Below are 19,568 nucleotides of genomic sequence, written 5' to 3'. Positions count from 1 at the left end.
CAGAGTGTTAGGCTGAAGGAAGATAGTTTGGGTCATTGACCTGACTATTTTTCAATTCATTCTTTTGATGATGCAATTGGTGACTTCACTTCCTCTCTCTGATGAACAGTTATTATTTACACCTGCGACTCCTCAAGCAGATGCAATTCCGCTTATTTTCGCATTTCCTAATGAATATACCGTTGGCATCACGAGCTTAGGTTTTCAGGTCGTTTGGGCAACGTTGGCATCGCGACCTGATTTAGAAGTCAGCCGATTGTTTACGGATGGTCATGAGCCGCTACCTTCACACCCTGAAATTCTCGGCTTCTCGATGTCGTGGGAACTGGATTACGTCAATATTTTAGGACTGTTAGAATCGTTAAACGTTCCGATTCGGAGCCAAAATCGCACGTCCGCTCATCCCCTCGTGTTTGGTGGCGGCCCTGTTCTCACTGCCAATCCCGAACCTTATGCAGACTTCTTTGACGTATTTCTGCTCGGCGATGGTGAAATTTTGCTCAATGCTTTCATCACTGCGTATCAAGAGGTTCGCCACGCCGATCGCAACACACAGCTCCGACATCTCGCGCAAGTCCCAGGCATCTACGTTCCGAGTTTGTATGAAGTGACGTATGTAAGTTCAGAGGGCGCGATCGCAGCCATCCATCCCATCGACAGCACGATCCCCGCACGAGTCGAAAAGCAAACCTATCGCGGCAATACCTTATCGACCTCTACCGTAGTGACCGAGAGAGCGGCGTGGGAAAACATCTTTATGGTGGAAGTTGTTCGCAGTTGCCCTGAAATGTGTCGCTTCTGCCTCGCCAGCTATCTTACTCTGCCGTTTCGGATTGCCGATGTAGAAGACTCGCTTATGCCCGCGATCGCACGAGGATTAGAAGTCACCAATCGGCTCGGACTCCTCGGAGCTTCGGTGACTCAACATCCAGAATTTGAGACGCTGCTAGACTACCTCAACGCCCCAAAATATGACGACGTACGAATTAGTCTTGCCTCAGTTCGTACCAACACCGTGACGGAGAAATTAGCGAAAACGCTAGTCAAACACGATTCAAAATCGATCACGATCGCAGTGGAAAGCGGCAGCGCTCGCTTACGCCAAATTATCAATAAAAAACTGACTACTGACGAAATTATTCAAGCCGGAATTAACGCAAAGGCAGGCGGTTTGAGCAGCGTCAAATTATATGGAATGGTCGGCATTCCGGGCGAGGAATCTGAAGACCTCGATCACACCGTCAAGATGATGCGAGATCTGAAGAAAGCCGCTCCTGGCTTGCGGCTCACGCTTGGATGTAGCACCTTTGTGCCGAAAGCACATACCCCGTTTCAATGGTTTGGCGTTAACTCAAAAGCCGAAAAACGGCTCCAGTTCTTGCAGAAAAACCTGCGATCGCAAGGCATTGACTTTCGCCCTGAAAGCTACAACTGGTCAGTTATTCAGGCATTATTATCTCGTGGCGATCGTCGCCTTTCTCGCCTGCTCGAACTCACTCGCCACTATGGAGATTCTTTAGGCAGTTATCGTCGCGCCTTTAAAGAATTGCGGGGCCACCTTCCTGACTTAGAGTTTTATGTCCATCAGAATTGGTCACTAGATCAAGTCTTGCCTTGGAGCCATCTGCAAGGTGCATTACCTCCAGCCACCCTAGAAAAACATTTGCAAGGTGCGATCGCGCTGTTTCCTCAGCCTCCGCAGGAACTAGCCGTCGCCCAGCCTGTTGGGTAGACCCGTTAGGCCGATAGATTTAGATAGAGTCAGACTGCCCCATCGATTCCCACCAGCGATTCAACGGAAAATAGACAACGGGTGCCCACAAACTGCTGAGAATGGCTGAACTGAGGGCAACAAACTGATGATACGTCCAGATTTCTAGCAGCGATCGCCCGCCCTCAAAACTAAACTGAATCGCTATTATCGTCTCCGCTACCACCGCCATGCCAAACACAATCAGTGCCACCGAAATAAAGTCCTCCTGTACATAGCGCTGTTTCTGCAGTCGAGCCGTAACAGCACCGACGATCGCTAAACTAATTGCATGAGTGGGAAATGGAGCCGTCATCGCATCTTGTAGCAAACCGAGAACCAGCCCTGCGATCGCGCCCTGCCAGAGCGTACGCTTCACACTCCACGCCACCACCCAAATTAATAACCAATTTGGACTAATGCCAGCTAATTCCATTCCAGGCAATCGAGCTGGCAAAATCAGCAAACACAGAAACACAGAACCAGCCGTAACTCCCCAATTGATAAATGGGCGAGAAGCAGGATACTGCTCGATAAAGTTATCTAACGCCTGGCTCATGGTGCTGTAGGGGAGGGGGTAGAAGACTCTTCTGGGGTAGGAGAAGCAGGCACATCGCTAGGCGCAGGAGCAGGCAACGACTCCGCTTCACCAGGCGACTTCGGATAAACGATCGCCCATTCTAGAGCGCCGATTGGCGCTGACAGTTCGATCACTGCCTCCGGCGCTGGGCTTTTTGCCGTATCAACGGATTCAATACGCCCTACCGGAAGCCCAGACGGAAATCGGCCACTGAGCGAAGAAGTCGTTACTACATCGCCGCGACGTACATCCGGATTCTTCTCATAAAACTCGATCACCGCCCGATTTCCCAAATTTCCCCGCATCGATCCCATCGCTCGACTGCGACTAATCATGACGCCAACGCGACTGGTTGGGTCACTGAGCAACAGCACGCGGCTGGTACGGGCGGTCACACTGGTCACGCGCCCCACAACCCCACCCGGACTCCGAACAACGCTTCCCGTCTCAACCCCATCTTGAGCGCCTCGCCCCAAGCTGATCTGCTGCCACCAATGATCTGCACTCCGCCCAATCACTGGAGCCGTAATGCCTTTCGCTTTAGCAGACTGCGCAAATCCGAGAAGCTCTTCTAGGCGCTGATTTTTACTCTCAAGCTCAATTAATCGCTCCTGGAGCTCTAGCATCTCAGGATTAGAGGATTGGGCTGGAGGAGCAGGTTTTGATAAAAAGGGGCGGGTCAACCATTGATAGGTTTCTAGCACCACCCCTCCGTGGGTTTGCCGAATCAACAATGCCGTTCCTATAGCAACACTTGTCAAAGTGGCTTGGATGCCATACCGATCCCACCAACGGCGCAGTGCAAACATGCGAATTTCTCGTTCTTTGGCTGGTTAACGTTCACAAAAGTATAGCTCCGAATTGTCAGAGCCTTAGCACAATTTCCTCAGTTCCAGCATGGAGATCGGGAAAGTGTAGCAGATTTTTATCGGGGTGGACGAGTGCTGAACACTCGCTCTAGCTGCTTAAAGTTTTCTAGGACGCGACCTGTACCCAAAACGACGCAGCTTAACGGATCAGCCGCGACGTGAACCACGATTCCAGTTTCGTGACTAATGAGGGTATCAATGCCTTTGAGCAATGCGCCGCCCCCCGCCAGCATGATACCGCGATCGATGATGTCTGCCGCTAATTCGGGAGGCGTCCGCTCTAGCGTCCGCTTCACCGCATCGATAATCACAGATAGCGGCTCTGACATACTTTCGCGAATCTCGGGACTTTTGATTGTGACGGTTCGAGGTAGGCCAGACAGGAGGTGCAAGCCTCGCACTTCCATCAGAGAATCGTCATCAAACGTACCAGGGTAAGCTGATCCAACTTGAATTTTGATTTCTTCTGCCGTCCGTTCCCCAATCACCAGGTTGTGGACTTTCTTCATGTATTGAACGATCGCATCGGTCAGTTCATCTCCGGCGACGCGAACCGATTCACTCAGAACCGTGCCTTGCAAACTGAGAACGGCAACTTCAGTCGTGCCGCCACCGATATCGATAATCATGTTTCCAGTCGGTTCTGCGACTGGAAGCCCTGCCCCGATCGCGGCGGCCACAGGTTCATCAATCAAATACACCTCGCGAGCACCGGCCTGAGACGCGGCTTCCATGACCGCTCGCCGCTCCACTCCAGTAACACCGCTCGGAATTCCAATCACGATGCGGGGCGAGACGAGGGCTTTGCCTTCATTCACTCGCTGGATAAAATGCTTCAGCATTAGTTCAGCTGTATCAAAATCTGCGATAACACCATCCCGCAAAGGGCGCAGAGCGATAACGTTGCCAGGAGTTCGTCCTAGCATTCTTTTCGCGTCTTCTCCAACTGCCAACGGAATTCTGTCATTAGCGTCCATCGCCACTACGGAGGGTTCTTGCAAGACGATGCCTTTACCGGATACGTAGACTAGTGTATTTGCAGTACCGAGATCGATACCCATGTCCCGTGATAGGGAAAAGCGGGAGAAGCCACTGAAAAGACCCACTAGTTTCTATGCCTCTTAAAAATGCTACGGATTTGCTCGGACGAAAGTGCAGCTTTTAGCACTGGCGCTAGTCGATGTGGATTTTATTACAGTTTAGGGGCATAGTCCAGTCAATGGTGAGAATTGTTGAAGCACTCAGTCAAAAAGGCGACGGGAAAGGCTGAGTAGAAGGCAGAATCATTTTGTGTTCTTTGATTACTAATTGGGCATTAAGCGATAGGACGATCGCAGGTTAAGCAGGTTAATAAGTAGGTTAGTTAAGTACAAATCTCACGGCAGTAGTGTAACCTTAGATGCTTCTCTTCAATTCATCAGGTAGGGATTGATTAAATTAAAATAGAAGCAGACAGACAAAGTACTAGTGAACTACTATGAGCTTAAACGTCGTGACATTGGTGGGACGGGTTGGCGGCGATCCGGACGTAAAGTATTTTGAGTCGGGCAGTGTCAAATGTCGGCTGACGTTGGCCGTGAACCGTCAGACGCGCAACAGCGACCAGCCCGATTGGTTTAATCTGGAATTGTGGGGCAAGCAGGCGGACGTAGCCGCAAACTATGTTCGTAAAGGCAGTTTGATTGGCGTCAAGGGATCACTGAAGTTTGATTCGTGGGTCGATCGCAATACAGGGGCAAACCGAACCTCTCCGATCGTCGTGGTCGATCGGCTGCAATTGCTTGGATCAAAGCGTGACTCTGAAGGCGGTGGCTCGGATGCTGCCTCGTATGAAGAGGACTTTTAATTCAGCCGCGATCGCGCCAAAGTTTAGCGCGATCGCACGACTATGAAGCGAACGGGATTTGACGTACATCAAATCCCAAATCCGAGCTTCAGTCATTGAACTAGTAATTGAACTGCAATGTCACTGATCCTTCGACTCGCTGTTCACCCCCAACAACGGGTGTAGAGGCATCTGCCGCGCTGAGCTTCGCAAACCGTTCTGCTTGCACCGGAATGGGGGGAGGCGGCGATGCCGCATTAATTTGAACGCTGACGATCTCTTTTTTCGTCAGATTAAGGGCGCTGAAAACGGCGTCTGCTTGGGATTGGGCGTCTTGTGTTGCTTTACGGAGCGCTTGTTTTTGGGCCGCCGCGATCGCATCGTCTGCTGCCACAAAACTTACGCCATCAATGCGGCTCGCGCCTGCTTTCACGGCGTCATCTAGCAAGGTTCCGGCAGTTTCGGTCGGCACTCGGAAACTGACAATATTGGACGCCGAATAACCCGTCAGCTTTTGAGTATTATTGGCATAGCTGTAGACTGGACTGAGATTAATTCCAGTGGTTTCGAGTTTATCGACTCTGCGAGATCGCAGCAGCGTCACCACTGCATTCGAGCGCCGCGCAGCTTCTTGCTGAACCTCATTGGCAGTTTTACCTTGAGCCTCAACTCCTAGCCGAACCTGAGCCAACGTGGTTTGGATATCCTCAAATCCTTTTCCTGTAACGGTTAGGGTTTTCATTGCTTTTTCTTGCGCGATCGCAGGATTGACCAGTGCAGGACTCAGTATTGTAAGTCCCACCATTCCAAGCGCGAACGGTACAGCCTTAAAACGATTCCACCGGGTCGATTGTGTCAGATTTCTCTGTGTCAAATTTCTCTGTGTCAGACTCATCATCTTTTGGACTCCTCACAGGGATTGGATAGGATTGGATGATATTACTGTGGCACTGAATCCGTTTGATCGTGTCCTTGGTTACACTTTTCGCAACTTTGGATGTTTGCCGTAATCCAGTAATCCAAAAATGATTCAGAAGATTTGACAGATACCGTATGATACAAACCTGTTACTCTCAGGGGAGATAATCATGCAACGACTTCGCTCTGGATTGCGCTCTGGATTGCTTGTAGGTTGCCTTAGCACAATGATGTGGAGTTTGGCAGAGCCAATCGCGACCTTCACCTCACCGTCTCCCGCCGCCGCACAGTTATTCAACAGCCCTCTCGATCAACTTCCGGTAGAACAACGAGTTGCGCTCAGAAAGGGTCAACCGTTGGTGACAGGCGAAAAGGGTCGGTACATGGCGAGAGTGCTGATTCCAACCTCGTCGGACATTGCTTGGTCCGTTTTAACCGATTACGGCAACCTATCAAAATTCATGCCAAACGTGGCATCGAGCAAAATTTTATCGGTCAATGGAAATCAGAAAGTCGTAGAGCAGATCGATGCTCGTCAGGTGTTTCTGCTCAGTATAAAATCTCGAATTCGGTCGGCAATCACCGAGCAAGCAAAGAGCCGAATTGATTTTCGGCAAGTCGATGGCGATCTGCAAAGTCTACAAGGCTATTGGAAAATTGAGCCGATCGCACCCTATGCTGGGGCGAAGCCGACTCAAGTTTTGATTACTCAAGTCATCGAAGCGCAACCCAACTCCGCAACGCCAAAAGGCATTTTCTACAGTCTCTTTAAGGAATCTCTAGGCGAATCGATGAGCGCGATCGGGAAAGAAGCAGTGCGCAGAGGTCGCTCATAGACCCTATTTCATAATTTCATAAATGTCTTCATCAGCGTCGTTGAGGAGTCCCCCAAATCGGTAATTGATTCACCTGCTGTAGCGTTAGTTCAACGTGAGTCATTTGACTATTTGACACGGGTGCAAGTCCGAAGTAGCCTTGCTCGCCATCATGCTCGTGAGGACCGATCGTTCGCACGTTATAGCGTCCTTGCCACTTTGCCTGATTGAAGGGTGATCCCACAGTAATTCCCCAACGCGAGGGAAATATCCAGGCGCTAAGGTCTTCAATCCAATCTTGACTGCCTTGCAAATGATGAATCTGGTCAGGCGATTCAAATCCAACCTTTCCTCCAAAGTCTCCGCCGACCGACACGACAACCAGTTGAGGGTTGAGCCACTGCTTGAGATAAGACGCGGCACCCAACGCGACTTGGGCACCGCCGCTCGTACCAACTAGAATGACCTTGAGCGGTTGATCCGACTTTGGGGGAATGGGATGGGCGGCATTCATCCGATCGACAACCGCGATCGCAATACCTTGGTTATACACTTGACCGTAGCGCTCGTCAGCAGAAATCGCAAACCGCCACAAATTGCGGATCTTAATCAACACATCCGCATTTTTGAGCCATCCATCTGCTTGTTCGATCGCCGTCCAGACAGGAGCCAAAGTACGTTGTCCTCCTAGACTGGTGTTGCTGGCAGAATAGGGAAACACATCAGGCACAGCGACACAATTGGGGTGTTGCCGCGTCAGTTGATTCAGAAAAAACTCTTCGCCAGCGGTGAGTTGGTTTGCAGAGTAATCACCCACCCCTGGAAGATAAACAATATAACAATCAATCTTTGCTGCTGATGAAGGTTTGAGCAGCGTGCGTCCATTGGCTTGCCGTTTCGTTTCTCGCAGCCCAAGCGGCTCAGTGCTTTGGCTAAGCCACCAAGTCAGCGTTCCAACCGGGGCAAGGACGCCCCACACCAGTAGAATTCCTCCTCCCATTAGTAGAAGTCTGAGCGTACCGCCTTGTAACCATTGAAGTGAACGGGTCAGCCATCGCATATTCCATGATCCTTGGAAAGAATCGATTCTTACGTAAAAAGAAACACAAAGACACTGCGTACCATCATACAATCAGGCTTGCAGACTCAGTTCCATCGTTCAGAAGGCAGCAAGTTCCATGAGTCAATTGTCAAAACCCAGTTTATGGACGACATTGCGCTATGCACTAGCGCTCAATGGCAATTTCTACGAGAATGCTCGGAACACACCTAGAAACCGTCGAATTGCGTTGACGATTGTGTTGATGGCAGCATTCTCACATCTATTAGGTAGTACAGCAATTTTATTAATCAATCGCGCTACACTTCCTGTGCTGCTGTTAGCACTATTGCTCGATGGGTTAAGCGTTGTTTGTGGCTATTTTTTTTGGACATTCGCCGTGTGGAAAGTTGGGCAATGGCTCAAGCCCATTGATCCTACCTATCGAGAGCTACTGAGCCCGATTGGATTCGCGTATGCCCCGCAAGTCTTAAACTTTCTTACCTTAGTTCCATTATTAGGACGACCGATTGAGTTAATTCTGTCAATCTGGAGTTTGTTAGCAGTGATTGTGGCCGTGAGACAGGGACTCGACATTGGAACTCGCCGAGCAGCGCTTATTAGTGTGGTTGGATGGTTGCCGCTGCAAACAGCAATTGGCTTTGTGCAGGTATTGGAGCAGAAACTCGTTCAATCCTAACTTGCTCCCCGATCGACTAAATAGCGATCGGGTCATTTGAAAGCTCCTGTTCAAAAAATATACAACCTACGCAGAGTTTCGCGGGTATCCTGAAAGCGCTGTGTCTAAAAGTACCTTATGCAAGCGTTTCCAGATCCGGCGTCTGATGCCTCTGTTTTGGAGACAGGACTTACGGCAGTTAAACAAGAGGACTATCAGGGCGCGATCGCAGCCCTAGAGCAGTACTTAACCTCTACTGTTGAAAAAGATACTCCCAATAGCATCAAAGCTCAGATGGGATTGATCGTGGCATATTCGCGCCAGGATCGGATCGGGGATGCGATCGCGCTCTGTCAACCTCTCCACAACAGCCAAAATCGCAAGGTGCAAGATTGGGCAACTCGGATGCTAACCGAGTTGAGCAGCCAAGCTAAGCCGATCGAAACAGGATTCACTCTCCTAGAGGCTGTGCCCAAAGCCCCCCGACGCACTTTTGAACTGTCCTCTAACCATTCTCCCCAACGCCAATCTTCCCAACGCAGCCCCAAGATGACTGCGGCTCAAACTGAGACTCTTTCTTCAAGCACTCTTTCTTCAAGCAAGATACCCCTAACCCTCAAAACGCTTCCCTCTTCTAGTCCTTCATCACATTCCACGCCCCACAACACTCATCTTTGGCGCAACGCTGGGCGCTCCCAACGCTGGCAACCGTTAACTAAACTAAGCCCTGCTCGGCTGCAATGGGCAGAAATGGGTACGATCGCAGCCTTACTCTTGCTCATCTGCGGTTTATTTGCTTCAACTAGCGCCGTTCAAGTCCTGTGGCTGCGCTTTGCAACGAAGCATCTCAAGTGGTCAGCCTTTATTCCTCCAATCTCGACGCCATTTTGGTTCATTGTTCTGGCATTAGTGGGACTTTTCATCGCGTCGCCGTGGATTCTGGATGCTCTTCTCAAGTATTTGTACGGAATGCGATCGCTCTCGACGGCCTCTCTCGCCAAATACAGCGCTGAAACTCATCGATTGCTTCCTCGCTTTTCTCAACAGCACCATATTTCGCTACCCACCTTAGGACTCTTGCCAACGGAAGCACCTTTAGCGTTTACCTATGGTTCTCATCCCAAAATGGCACGAATTGTGGTCAGCCAAGGCTTGCTAGACCAGTTAGAAGACGATGAGATCGCGGCAGTCTACGCGGGTGAGCTTGCCCATATTGCCAACTGGAGTTTTGCTCTCATGTCGCTTGTTGCGGTTGTGATCCAGCTTCCCTACGTGCTGTACTGGCAAGCAGCAAGGCTTAGCGATTGGATGCAGCAGCGTGCCCGCCTTGGGCAGAAAGAGAATCAGTGGATTGCTCTGCTATTAAAGGGTGGAGCGACGGTCATTGCGATCGCGTCCACAACCAGCTACGGCATTTTTCGTCTGTTACGTTGGTCAGGGCTATGGCTTGCTAAAGCGCGAATTCGATATAGCGATCGCGCCGCCTGTAATCTCACTGGCAACCCAAACGGGCTAGCGCGAGCCGTCTTGAAAATTGCGATCGCAACCACTCAAACCATTCAACAGCACAGGCAAACAGATTATCTACTTGAAGGATTTGAATTATTGTCGCCCATCGGCTACCGCAATGCGCTACACATCGGCAGTGTGACGGATCAAACCGCATTGAAACCGCGGCTGCTCTGGGATCAAATCAATCCCGATCGACACTGGTTAGCTCTTAATAATTCGCATTCACTCATGGGTGAGCGCTGCCAGCAGTTAATGCATTACGCCAACTACTGGCAGCTAGAACCGGAAGTAGAGCTAGAACCCTCTCCTGAGCTAATAAGAAGCAAAATTTGGCTGCAAGGTGCGCCGCTTTGGGGAGTTGGAATTGGAGGTGCGATCGCGCTTTTGCTCTGGCTAACTGCTCATCTTGCGTATCGCTTAGGGCATCAACAGCTCAACTGGTTAGCCACCGACTACAGGCTGTTTTTCAGTTTTACGCTCATGGGCTTTGGTATTGGCACAATTCTGCGCTTCAACTCATTTTTTCCAGACCTCCACTCTGTCGAAGGATCTGCTCAGGCATCAGAACAAACCGCCCTTTTGCCACTGATCATCCAACCTGACGCGGCTCCGGTCGATAGTCATCCGATTCGGCTAACCGGAACCTTACTGGGACGAACCGGAGTTGGAAATGCGTTAGCACAAGATTTACTCTTGCAAACCTCAGACGGGTTGATTTCACTGCATTATCTGTCTCAACTGGGTGCAATTGGAAATTTGCTGCCACAACCGACTCGTCCTCAAGATCTGATTCAGCGATCGGTTGTAGTTACAGGTTGGTTTCGCCGAGGCGCAACACCTTGGGTTGATGTAGCCACGATTAGATCTGAAAAAAAGGGCAGATCTGAAAGGGGACAGAGTTGTCGGAGCGGTCATCAAAGTTGGTCTGCCCTTCTCGCGGCGATCGCAACCTTAATCGGCGTTCTTCTCATCCTATAGGGGCATCTTCATGAACAATAGTTGCGATTGTGCAGCTAAAAATATAACATTTCTTTACAGAAGTCTGATACTCCGGGCATGGCTCAGTTCAGTAGTGTCCTTAGCGATTGAGTTCGCGGATACAGTCTTGATCTCAAGACTTCGGTATCAGAATCTCCTCCCAACACAGCAAATTTACCAGTCGCTTTTTCTGCGGCTGGTTTTTATTGACAGATAACGGTAAGTGATCGCTTTAATACAACTTCTTTGTAACCTAGTTGTTTTGTAGCCCATTGAGAGATTTATTTTGAGTAGGAACTCTAAATCCGAATGGTATTCTATGCTCTTGGGCGGAAATCCGTTTTCAAATCTGTTTTGCAGTAAGTCCGCGTGATACCTTTAGAAGTGGCATGAATATCCTGGGGACGCGATCTGTATGGGAATGCAGAACCGCAATCCTCCAGTAGTGACCAAACACTCAGATAGTCCCGCTTTACATTTACCTATTTCCGGTTTCTAGATGAAGCGACGTGAGATAGTGACTAAGCGGCTTTATTCAAATCGACTATGTGTGCTGTTGCGGTTGGCGAGAGGAGGAAGTTCGTGATAACGAGGTCTACCTAGTCTATCCTCAGCCAATAGCAAGGAAGTGTTATTATCCAACGCGGCTCATTGGGTCGGCGCAGTGTATTAGGATCAAGGTCTGGAGGTGTTGCGTATGTCAGTTCGGTTATATGTGGGCAATTTGCCCGAAGATCTCACTAAACAAGAATTAGAAACGGTATTTGCAGATGCGGGTGAAGGCGTAACAGCAAAAATCATCACAGATCGCAAAACTGGTAAATGTCGCGGATTCGGGTTTGTCACTGTTAAAAGTGATGAGCAAGCCGATGAAGTCATTGAGAAATACAATGGCACCACGATCAAGGAGAACGCGATCAAGATTGAAAAGGCGTTGCCTCGTGCCAAAGGTGAAGCTGAAGGCGCTCCTGCTGAAGGAGCAGCGCCTGCCAGCAGTACAGCATCTGGCGGTAAGCGCAAAAGCAACAACACGGCTAATGCAAATGCCAATAACAATAAGTCCCGCCGTAGCGGTGCGCCTGAGTCAGACTCCGTACAGCCCGATCCTCGTTGGGCACAAGATCTTGAGAAGCTAAAGCAGCTTTTAGCCGCCCAAACCAGCAATTCTTAACGAGCAATGTCTTACCCTAATGGCTAAGAGTTGTTGACTTCATTGCCAGGTTTCAAGCGACTACTTTAAGCGCTTATTTTGAAACACCTACTAACCTTGAGGGTGAATTTTTCATTCCGAGGTTAGTGGGTGTTTATTGCATCGGTTAAAATATTTGCGGAAACTGCTGAAGTGCAGAGCCTGCTAAGAGGGGCATTCTGAAGCCTGCTAGTCTATATCAACGCAGGCGATGAATCGGCTCAGTCAGGAAGCATTTAACATTCTTCAAATCGAGATTCAGACTCACATGAGTCGGGATTTAGCATGGCAAGTTCAGCGAGAAATTGTGCTTCGACGCTTAGAGAAGTTGACGCTTCAAGAGGGCACTCCCCTTGGTCATGCCGACCTTCGAGATGCGATCGTTGATCTACTCCCTGACTTTAAAGAGAAAGCTATTCGAGCTGCCGCGATCGCGAATCGCCCGCCTTCGTCCCGTTGGACAGGAATAAAGCTTGGCATTCCGTTCAAAGTCCGATTAGCGCTGATGGCGTTAGGCACGACGATCGGTGGAGTCTTGATCGCCAATCTGCCGATTCCAGCCATTCGGTTTCCGGTGGCTCAAGCGGCTCCTTTTCTGCTGACACCGAGCTATGTCAGTATGGACCATCACTATCGTCGGGCGATCACACTGGTAGAGCAAGCCGATCAGTTGGTCAATCAATCCACCGCGTTTGAGGATTTGGAGTTGGGCAGCACCAAAGTAAAGGACGCTCAACAACATTTAGATGCCTTGCCAGTCTGGTTTTTGGGGCAGTATCCAACGGCATACTGTCAGTGGTCTAACTGTTACTGGCGGTTCACCCAAGATGAGTTTCGAGCAGCTCGCCAAGACGTAGCACGCATGGAGGCAACGCTGTTTCAAGAACACAATGCTCGCACCGAGTTAGTCAAGGCAGAACAGGCATTAGCAGACGCTAAGCAAGCCTTGCAGCAGGCGAAAGGAGCAGAGCGACGTAAAACGATTTCTGAATGGCAAGGGGCGATCGATAGCCTGGAGCAAATTCCATCCCAAACGTTAGCAGGTCGAATGGCTCAAGAAAAGCTGGTCGTTGCGAAGCGCGACTTTGAGCAAACAACCGGAGCAGAAGTTGCACATACGCTTTCGACAAATCTCATTGGAGCGGCAAAGCAATTTGCAACGGCTGCTCAGCATCCAGACCAAAAGCCGCCTCATGATGTGGGTCAACTTCGAGCCATTGAAGACTTATGGGAAGAGGCGATCGCGCCCCTAATTAAAATTTCTGAACGTGATGCCGATTATCCTGAGGCTCAAAAACTATTGGTGACTTACAAAAAAGCGCGGGCGTACGTCAAAATTCAACTTCAAGCGGAGGAAGAATCTACTCGCGCTTATGGTAAAGCTCAGCAGTTAACGCAGCAATTGATGACAAACGCAGAAAATCCGTTCACGATGAATCGCGCTCAAGTTTCTAGCCGATTGCAGACGATCATCCAAGAGCTTGAAAAGGTAAAACAAGGTACAACACCCTACACCGATGCACAAACACTCATAGAATCTGCCAAAAAACGGCTGAATTAGCGGACGACAACCGCCTAAAATGCTATGTAACGAAATGCAATGCGTGAGGTAGCCATGGCAGTTAAGAAAGGCGATATGGTTCGAGTGGTGCGGGAAAAGCTAGAAAACAGTTTAGAAGCGCAAGCGAGCGACCCCCGCTTTCCGTCCTACATTTTTGAGACTCAAGGCGAAGTAATCGAAACCAAAGGCGACTATGCCTTTGTCAAGTTCGGCATCGTTCCGACACCCAATGTTTGGCTCAAATTCGATCAGCTTGAACCGTTTAAAAAATAAGGAGCACTTGCAGCGATCGCATTCTCCCTACGATCGCCTCTTTCTGAACAATCGTTAAATCACTCCAGCGAAAATGCTCACCCTCTATATCAGGACGTTAAACTTGCGTTAGATACCCAAATTCGTAGTTTGTGAAGCCTTCACGCTCCCAAACTACGAACTACGCAGTACAACTTATGGCATCTTGTACACAGGTCCAAGTAACCGTGATTGGTGCAGGCAATGTTGGCAGTTCGCTCGCTCAGCGCATTGCCGAAAAAGATTTAGCGGATGTAGTTTTGCTCGATGTGGTGAGCGGGCGTCCTCAAGGACTAGCGTTAGATTTGATCGAAGCGCGAGGCATCGAACGACACAATCGAAAAATCAGTGGAACGATAGATTACACAGACACTGCCAATTCAAGCGTAGTGGTAATTACCGCTGGATTGCCGCGTAAGCCCGGTCTCAGTCGCGATGACTTGCTGCTCACCAATGCCAAGATTGTGCGAGACACGGTGAGAGGTGCGATCGCGCACTCTCCCGACGCTGTGTTTGTGATCGTCACGAATCCCCTAGACGTGATGACCTATCTCGCTTGGAAAACCAGCGGTCTTCCCGCTCATCAAGTCATGGGCATGGCAGGCGTTCTCGATTCTGCTCGATTTCAAACCTTTATCGCAATGGAGCTGAATGTGTCTGCCGCTGATGTCCACGCGACGGTTTTGGGTGGACACGGCGATCTGATGGTTCCTTTACCTCGCTATTCCACCGTTGGCGGCATTCCTATCACAGAACTAATGGATCAAGCGACGCTCGATCGTTTAATCGATCGCACCCGGAATGGTGGGGCAGAAATCGTTGAGTTGATGCAGACCGGAAGCGCCTTTTTTGCACCTGCATCCTCTGCGGCCCTGATGGTAGAAGCCATTCTTCACAATCAATCCCGTCTGCTGCCCGTCGCGGCTTACCTGCAAGGAGAATACGGTCTAAACGATGTCTTCATCGGCGTTCCGTGTCGAATTGGTTGTCAAGGCATTGAAAACATTCTGGAGATGCCGCTTACAGAGTCAGAACGAGAGGCACTGCATCGCTCGGCTCAATCCGTACGGCAGAACGTCGATCGGGCACTGGAATTGTTAGGAAACACCTAAAAACTTTTCTCAGGTCTTCTCCTAAGAAGGAGTTGCGATCAGGCGCAACAAGGCACACTAAAGCTGATCAAGCTATTTTCAATAGTACACCCAACCATGAGAAGACAGTGGATCGGTTGTCTGATTGGTTTATTGGGCATTACAACGGTAAGCTACACCTACTCGCTAGTTGCCGCCACTCCAGAAGAAATGCTGCGTCGCCCGTTTGCCTGTCCTGACCAGCCCAGTGTTGCCGCAAAAAACTTTCAAGTCCTCAGCGTCCGAAAGTGGGAAAAAGGAATCGTTGCGCTTTACCGTGGAGCCTGTCCAACTCAGGAAAAAGGATTTGCCAGTGAGCCGAGAACTGACAAATCAGTTCTCAGTTACCGCGTGGTGAAACGGGCGGGGGCAGAATGGCAAGCGATCGGAAGCGGCAATCATTGGAGTGATGAGTCTCGATCGACTTCAGAGTTGATTGACTACGGCGTTGGCAAAACCTCGGAGAATGGGAATCAATCGTCAGAACGTCGTGCCGCAAACCAGTACGCCGTCTTTTTTGGACAAGTGCTTTCGCCAAAGGTCTCTGCGATCGAGGTGACGTTTAACAATGGCAAGATTCTAAGAGATAGTACTACTGATGGTCTATTTCTACTCGTGTCGTCGGGCGCAACCCAAGTCTGCGATGTGCGCGTTTTAGGGGCTGACAATCAGATTTTGCAGCGAGATGAAATTGACTTTCCAAACTCTGAAGCAGCCCAAAGTGACACTTGTCAACCGATTTCGGGGCGCTTGTAAGCTCATATCAGTCTGCTATTTGCTAGAAGAAACACGCAGCTTAAGTTATCTACTCAAACTTTTCACTATCTACCAATGATTAAACTTTCTATACAAAAAGGCGACCCCCCATAAGTAGAACCCTAACAGTTCTTAAGGAAGCCGCTCTATTTTCAACTAGTCATTCAGAGATTTACTCTTGAATGCGGAACCCGGGACTTGAACCCGGAAGTCCTTGCGAACACTAGAACCTGAATCTAGCGCGTCTACCAATTCCGCCAGTCCCGCTTGAACGCTTTACGCATCAGAATCTCCTACTATGCTTTATGTCAGCCAGTTTGTCAAGGGTTACTCCCCTCAAGTTCTAAAGCAAGCACCTCTCACCTTAGAAAGGGTATTTGATTGCTGCCAACTGATAGTCTGGACATCTGCCAAGTTTCCGGTAGAATCAAAACCAAATTTAAAGTTGTTGTAAGAATGTTGACCCAGGAGGACGGACCCATTACTTCGGCGATTAGCTTATCTCATTCTCATTCTTCATCTGAAGAAGATAGTCCTGTGCTTCAAATTTGGGGTAAAACGCCTCTCAAAGGGCAAGTTACCATTAGTGGCGCGAAGAACTCAGCACTCGTGCTACTAGCAGGGTCTTTGCTTTGCTCCGGGACCTGCCGATTGCGAAATGTTCCTTCTCTTGTAGACGTTTCGCGCATTTGTGAAATTTTGGTGGCGTTGGGTGTGAAAGTCACTCGCCAAGATAATGCCCTCGTCCTCAATGCGGCTGATTTAACTAGCTCCAAGGCTCCTTACGAGTTAGTGAGTCAGTTGCGAGCAAGTTTCTTTGTAACAGGTCCATTGTTGGCGCGTCTAGGAGTGGCACGAGTACCATTACCCGGCGGCTGCTCGATTGGCGATCGCCCTGTCGATCTTCACGTTAAGGGTCTGCAAGCCCTGGGCGCGGAAGTTCAAATTGAGCATGGCATGGTGAATGCCTATGTTCGCGGCGGACGCAAGCGGCTGACGGGCGCACGTATCTATCTCGACTTCCCCAGCGTTGGGGCAACCGAAAATATCATGATGGCGGCGACGCTTGCTGAGGGTGAAACCATCATCGAGAATGCAGCACAGGAGCCAGAAGTCGTTGATTTAGCAAACTTCTGTCGAGCCATGGGCGCACGCATTCGCGGCGATGGCACAAATCGGATTGTGATCGACGGCGTTCCAACGCTCCACGAAGCTGATTATATGGTGGTTCCTGATCGCATCGAAGCAGGCACATTTCTGATTGCTGGAGCGATCACACGATCGGAAATTATGCTCTCACCCGTTGTTCCCGATCATCTAATGGCCGTGATTGCCAAACTGAAGGAAATTGGCATCAGCGTCGTGTCAGACGCTCCAAATCAACTGCGAGTTATCCCCTCTGCTTCCCATACTGGAACCGATATTGAAACGCTTCCCTTCCCTGGGTTTCCCACCGATATGCAAGCCCCGTTTATGTCCTTGCTGACCTTGGCAGAGGGAAATTCAATGGTATCAGAGACACTGTTTGAGAATCGTCTTCAGCATGTGGCAGAACTGAACCGGATGGGAGCTGATATCAAGATGAAGGGCAACATTGCGATCGTTCGAGGGGTTGCAAAACTTTCTGGTGCGCCTGTCTTAGCAACTGATTTGCGGGCTTCGGCAGCACTTGTTGTGGCAGGCTTAGCCGCAGAAGGCATGACGACAATTCAAGGGTTACACCACCTCGATCGCGGCTATGAACATCTTGAAGACAAGCTGCGCGGCTTAGGAGCCAAACTACAACGGGTTCAGGATACTTCCGCTCCAGTCCTTGAGAGTTTAGCAGCACCAACGATCGTATCTTCTGCTCCGATTCAATCCGCAACCTAGTCCTTCGTCAGACTAGGCATGAGGGATCAAGTAGATCCTGATTTTTTCATCATCCTTCATCCCTCGCTTCAAAACTGACAGACTACTAGGCCCAGACTGGTAGACCCAAGCTGGGAGTGTTGCGTTTGCTTGCTCGTGCAAGCCGTAACTCTCCCTTTCTGGTTTCCTTCTCGCTATACTGAGCGGTAAGGTTGTCTACGGTTGAGTATGTCTTTCCCAAAGTCTCTTTTGATTGGTTTAAAGGCGGATCAGTTTCGTCACCCCTTAGATTTAGAGGCAACAAACTCGCTCAAACAGTTGCCTGGATTAGATCTGATTATCCGAAATCTGTTAGGACCTGTAGCGGAACAGTTTTTTTATCTAGAAAATATTGCTTCAAGCATTTTAGTGGGAGAACAACAGCTTCCTTGGCTGCACAAGCTGTTGATCGAAGCCTGTCGGGTGCTGGACTTAGAACCGCCTCAACTGTACGTTCGTCAGCATCCGGTTCCCAATGCCTATACGTTTGCAATGCGGGGTAAGCAACCCTTCATTGTGATGCACACCTCCTTGATCGAGCTGCTGACTCCTGAAGAAATTCAAGCGGTAGTTGCGCATGAACTAGGACATTTGAAATGTGATCACGGCGTTTATCTGACTCTGGCAAACATTCTCGTCTTGGCGGCAGGTCAGTTGCCGGGCGGAACGCTGATCACTCAAGGATTGCAAACTCAGATCATGACGTGGGTAAGATGTGCAGAATTCACCTGCGATCGCGCCGCGCTGCTCGCCACCCAAGATCCAAGAATCATGATGTCGGTGCTGATGAAACTCACAGGAGGCTCGCCCTCGCTTGTGGGCCAACTCAACCTAGACGCTTTTATTAATCAAGCTCGCGCCTACGACGAGGTCAGCAAAACTGAAATCGGAGACATGCTGAAGCAACTGCAAACCGCGCAACTGAGCCATCCGGTTCCGGTGCTGCGGGCAAGAGAAATTGATGATTGGGCGCGATCGCAAAACTATCAAAGCTTGCTTCAAACGCGCTCTATGGGTTATGATAGTAAAGCGCAATCCAAGGGCGGATGGCGAAACTGGTAGACGCACCACACTCAAAATGTGGCACCGAAAGGTATGGGAGTTCGATTCTCCCTCCGCCCATTTCAACTAGAGGAGAGTTATATATGGCTCGACAGCTAAAGCGATGGGAATCTCCCCGCCACGAAGGGCGAAACGATAAAGGTCGCGGCGGTTCTGCCAGGCAACGCCAGCTGAAGAAACGCACTCAGGCACTCCGCCGAAAACTTCAAAACGGCTCCACACCGAATCAACAGGGGAAAGAGAATTTAACTCTTTCCCCTAATTTTTTGGCGGCATGAGAAAAGTATTGTCAGATTCACGTTACAGTGATTCAGTTAACATTCCCAAGATTGTTTGATCGTGGATTATGAAACCGCGTGCCGCTTACTGATCGATCAAAGCGACGATAATCTAAACGCTGATACGTTTCTGGCTCGGTTGCGTCAGGACAAGTCCCCCGTTCCTGGTCAAGTCACTTCGATACTGCTGGCGTTAAAGGTGGTGTCTGAAGGATTGAAGGGACAAACCCACATTGATCGCAACCTTGCGAATGCCTTGTTTCTCCTCTCTAGTGAAGGTAGACGCTTATTTGATGCTGGACTGCGCAGAAGTTTAGACTGTCCGCCATTGTTGAATGAAGACCTCGAACGAATTGCGATCGCTGTTAAAACGATTTTCTCTGGAGTTTGATGCCACGAGCCAAGATAACATTCCCAGTTGAAGTGAAATAAAGAACCGCTCTGAT

At 49.7% G+C, this 19,568-nt stretch carries 19 protein-coding genes and 2 tRNA genes; 15 read left to right on the top strand and 6 right to left on the bottom strand.

Features of this window, described 5'->3' with window-relative positions; translation table 11 throughout:
• The first annotated feature begins 79 nt into the window (after positions 1–79).
• The gene (locus tag AC5I6P_RS00225) at positions 80–1,732 is read left to right on the top strand and encodes a B12-binding domain-containing radical SAM protein (protein ID WP_495691743.1); all 1,653 of its coding nucleotides are present in this window, start codon (positions 80–82) and stop codon (positions 1,730–1,732) included.
• Between the two features lie 19 nt (positions 1,733–1,751).
• On the opposite strand, the gene mreD is transcribed toward AC5I6P_RS00225, so the two are convergent.
• The 3 genes from mreD to AC5I6P_RS00210 form a co-directional block, all read right to left on the bottom strand.
• Entirely contained in the window at positions 1,752–2,309 is a 558-nt protein-coding gene (gene mreD, locus AC5I6P_RS00220; RefSeq protein ID WP_495691742.1) for a rod shape-determining protein MreD, read from the bottom strand.
• Positions 2,306–3,139 (bottom strand): rod shape-determining protein MreC, encoded by an 834-nt coding sequence (gene mreC / locus AC5I6P_RS00215; RefSeq protein ID WP_495691741.1) that lies wholly within the window; start codon positions 3,137–3,139, stop codon positions 2,306–2,308. Before mreC ends, mreD begins: the two co-directional genes overlap by 4 nt.
• Before the next feature lie 116 nt (positions 3,140–3,255).
• Positions 3,256–4,260 carry a rod shape-determining protein gene (locus AC5I6P_RS00210; RefSeq protein WP_495691740.1) on the bottom strand — a complete coding sequence of 335 codons (1,005 nt, stop codon included), beginning with the start codon at positions 4,258–4,260 and terminating at the stop codon, positions 3,256–3,258.
• A 416-nt stretch (positions 4,261–4,676) separates the two neighbouring features.
• Between AC5I6P_RS00210 and AC5I6P_RS00205 the strand changes: the two genes are divergently transcribed.
• Positions 4,677–5,045 (top strand): single-stranded DNA-binding protein, encoded by a 369-nt coding sequence (locus AC5I6P_RS00205; protein ID WP_495691739.1) that lies wholly within the window; start codon positions 4,677–4,679, stop codon positions 5,043–5,045.
• 100 nt (positions 5,046–5,145) lie between these two features.
• Here AC5I6P_RS00205 and AC5I6P_RS00200 read toward each other — a convergent pair whose 3' ends face one another.
• Complete coding sequence (locus AC5I6P_RS00200; protein ID WP_495691738.1) at positions 5,146–5,922, bottom strand: SIMPL domain-containing protein; 777 nt, start codon at positions 5,920–5,922, stop codon at positions 5,146–5,148.
• 190 nt (positions 5,923–6,112) lie between these two features.
• On the opposite strand from AC5I6P_RS00200, the gene AC5I6P_RS00195 reads away from it, so the two are divergent.
• Positions 6,113–6,778 (top strand): SRPBCC family protein, encoded by a 666-nt coding sequence (locus AC5I6P_RS00195; protein WP_495691737.1) that lies wholly within the window; start codon positions 6,113–6,115, stop codon positions 6,776–6,778.
• 31 nt (positions 6,779–6,809) lie between these two features.
• Here AC5I6P_RS00195 and AC5I6P_RS00190 read toward each other — a convergent pair whose 3' ends face one another.
• A complete protein-coding gene (locus tag AC5I6P_RS00190) occupies positions 6,810–7,817 on the bottom strand; it encodes a hypothetical protein (RefSeq protein WP_495691736.1) in 1,008 nt (335 codons plus the stop codon).
• Positions 7,818–7,935: 118 nt separating this feature from the next.
• On the opposite strand from AC5I6P_RS00190, the gene AC5I6P_RS00185 reads away from it, so the two are divergent.
• The 7 genes from AC5I6P_RS00185 (at position 7,936) to AC5I6P_RS00155 (ending at position 15,892) form a co-directional block, all read left to right on the top strand.
• On the top strand, positions 7,936–8,496 hold the full coding sequence (locus tag AC5I6P_RS00185) for a YIP1 family protein (RefSeq protein WP_495691735.1): 561 nt from the start codon (positions 7,936–7,938) through the stop codon (positions 8,494–8,496).
• A 117-nt stretch (positions 8,497–8,613) separates the two neighbouring features.
• Positions 8,614–10,965, top strand: a complete 2,352-nt coding sequence (locus tag AC5I6P_RS00180; protein ID WP_495691734.1) for a zinc metalloprotease HtpX — start codon at positions 8,614–8,616, stop codon at positions 10,963–10,965.
• A 697-nt stretch (positions 10,966–11,662) separates the two neighbouring features.
• Entirely contained in the window at positions 11,663–12,136 is a 474-nt protein-coding gene (locus tag AC5I6P_RS00175) for an RNA recognition motif domain-containing protein (RefSeq protein ID WP_495691733.1), read from the top strand.
• 229 nt (positions 12,137–12,365) lie between these two features.
• Positions 12,366–13,715 (top strand): hypothetical protein, encoded by a 1,350-nt coding sequence (locus AC5I6P_RS00170; protein ID WP_495691732.1) that lies wholly within the window; start codon positions 12,366–12,368, stop codon positions 13,713–13,715.
• 54 nt (positions 13,716–13,769) lie between these two features.
• Positions 13,770–13,988, top strand: coding sequence for an NAD(P)H-quinone oxidoreductase subunit O (locus tag AC5I6P_RS00165; RefSeq protein ID WP_495691731.1), 219 nt, complete (start codon positions 13,770–13,772; stop codon positions 13,986–13,988).
• A gap of 176 nt (positions 13,989–14,164) precedes the next feature.
• Complete coding sequence (gene mdh, locus AC5I6P_RS00160; RefSeq protein ID WP_495691730.1) at positions 14,165–15,118, top strand: malate dehydrogenase; 954 nt, start codon at positions 14,165–14,167, stop codon at positions 15,116–15,118.
• A 96-nt stretch (positions 15,119–15,214) separates the two neighbouring features.
• Positions 15,215–15,892 (top strand): hypothetical protein, encoded by a 678-nt coding sequence (locus tag AC5I6P_RS00155; RefSeq protein ID WP_495691729.1) that lies wholly within the window; start codon positions 15,215–15,217, stop codon positions 15,890–15,892.
• Between the two features lie 183 nt (positions 15,893–16,075).
• Here AC5I6P_RS00155 and AC5I6P_RS00150 read toward each other — a convergent pair.
• A tRNA-Leu gene (locus tag AC5I6P_RS00150) sits at positions 16,076–16,159 on the bottom strand.
• Between the two features lie 189 nt (positions 16,160–16,348).
• On the opposite strand from AC5I6P_RS00150, the gene murA reads away from it, so the two are divergent.
• The 5 genes from murA to AC5I6P_RS00125 all read left to right on the top strand — a co-directional run bounded on the left by murA (position 16,349) and on the right by AC5I6P_RS00125 (position 19,513).
• The gene (murA, locus tag AC5I6P_RS00145) at positions 16,349–17,764 is read left to right on the top strand and encodes a UDP-N-acetylglucosamine 1-carboxyvinyltransferase (RefSeq protein WP_495691728.1); all 1,416 of its coding nucleotides are present in this window, start codon (positions 16,349–16,351) and stop codon (positions 17,762–17,764) included.
• A gap of 207 nt (positions 17,765–17,971) precedes the next feature.
• Complete coding sequence (locus AC5I6P_RS00140; protein ID WP_495691727.1) at positions 17,972–18,844, top strand: M48 family metallopeptidase; 873 nt, start codon at positions 17,972–17,974, stop codon at positions 18,842–18,844.
• A tRNA-Leu gene (locus tag AC5I6P_RS00135) sits at positions 18,823–18,904 on the top strand. Before AC5I6P_RS00140 ends, AC5I6P_RS00135 begins: the two co-directional genes overlap by 22 nt.
• 23 nt (positions 18,905–18,927) lie before the next feature.
• Positions 18,928–19,122: a hypothetical protein gene (locus tag AC5I6P_RS00130; RefSeq protein ID WP_495691726.1), complete on the top strand. Its 195-nt coding sequence runs from the start codon at positions 18,928–18,930 to the stop codon at positions 19,120–19,122.
• Positions 19,123–19,183: 61 nt separating this feature from the next.
• On the top strand, positions 19,184–19,513 hold the full coding sequence (locus AC5I6P_RS00125) for a Dethiobiotin synthetase (protein WP_495691725.1): 330 nt from the start codon (positions 19,184–19,186) through the stop codon (positions 19,511–19,513).
• Positions 19,514–19,568: the final 55 nt, after the last annotated feature.

This window comes from Myxacorys sp. (assembly GCF_059501405.1).
This window is presented reverse-complemented; position numbering and strand designations above follow the sequence as displayed.

Bases quoted from the DNA above. Each gene is read 5' to 3' on its own strand.
- mreD (WP_495691742.1), bottom strand. From the start codon at position 2,309: ATGAGCCAGGCGTTAGATAACTTTATCGAGCAGTATCCTGCTTCTCGC.
- mreC (WP_495691741.1), bottom strand. From the start codon at position 3,139: ATGTTTGCACTGCGCCGTTGGTGGGATCGGTATGGCATCCAAGCCACT.
- AC5I6P_RS00210 (WP_495691740.1), bottom strand. From the start codon at position 4,260: ATGGGTATCGATCTCGGTACTGCAAATACACTAGTCTACGTATCCGGT.
- AC5I6P_RS00205 (WP_495691739.1), top strand. From the start codon at position 4,677: ATGAGCTTAAACGTCGTGACATTGGTGGGACGGGTTGGCGGCGATCCG.
- AC5I6P_RS00200 (WP_495691738.1), bottom strand. From the start codon at position 5,922: ATGATGAGTCTGACACAGAGAAATTTGACACAGAGAAATCTGACACAA.
- AC5I6P_RS00195 (WP_495691737.1), top strand. From the start codon at position 6,113: ATGCAACGACTTCGCTCTGGATTGCGCTCTGGATTGCTTGTAGGTTGC.
- AC5I6P_RS00190 (WP_495691736.1), bottom strand. From the start codon at position 7,817: ATGCGATGGCTGACCCGTTCACTTCAATGGTTACAAGGCGGTACGCTC.
- AC5I6P_RS00185 (WP_495691735.1), top strand. From the start codon at position 7,936: ATGAGTCAATTGTCAAAACCCAGTTTATGGACGACATTGCGCTATGCA.
- AC5I6P_RS00180 (WP_495691734.1), top strand. From the start codon at position 8,614: ATGCAAGCGTTTCCAGATCCGGCGTCTGATGCCTCTGTTTTGGAGACA.
- AC5I6P_RS00175 (WP_495691733.1), top strand. From the start codon at position 11,663: ATGTCAGTTCGGTTATATGTGGGCAATTTGCCCGAAGATCTCACTAAA.
- AC5I6P_RS00170 (WP_495691732.1), top strand. From the start codon at position 12,366: ATGAATCGGCTCAGTCAGGAAGCATTTAACATTCTTCAAATCGAGATT.
- AC5I6P_RS00165 (WP_495691731.1), top strand. From the start codon at position 13,770: ATGGCAGTTAAGAAAGGCGATATGGTTCGAGTGGTGCGGGAAAAGCTA.
- mdh (WP_495691730.1), top strand. From the start codon at position 14,165: ATGGCATCTTGTACACAGGTCCAAGTAACCGTGATTGGTGCAGGCAAT.
- AC5I6P_RS00155 (WP_495691729.1), top strand. From the start codon at position 15,215: ATGAGAAGACAGTGGATCGGTTGTCTGATTGGTTTATTGGGCATTACA.
- murA (WP_495691728.1), top strand. From the start codon at position 16,349: ATGTTGACCCAGGAGGACGGACCCATTACTTCGGCGATTAGCTTATCT.
- AC5I6P_RS00140 (WP_495691727.1), top strand. From the start codon at position 17,972: ATGTCTTTCCCAAAGTCTCTTTTGATTGGTTTAAAGGCGGATCAGTTT.
- AC5I6P_RS00130 (WP_495691726.1), top strand. From the start codon at position 18,928: ATGGCTCGACAGCTAAAGCGATGGGAATCTCCCCGCCACGAAGGGCGA.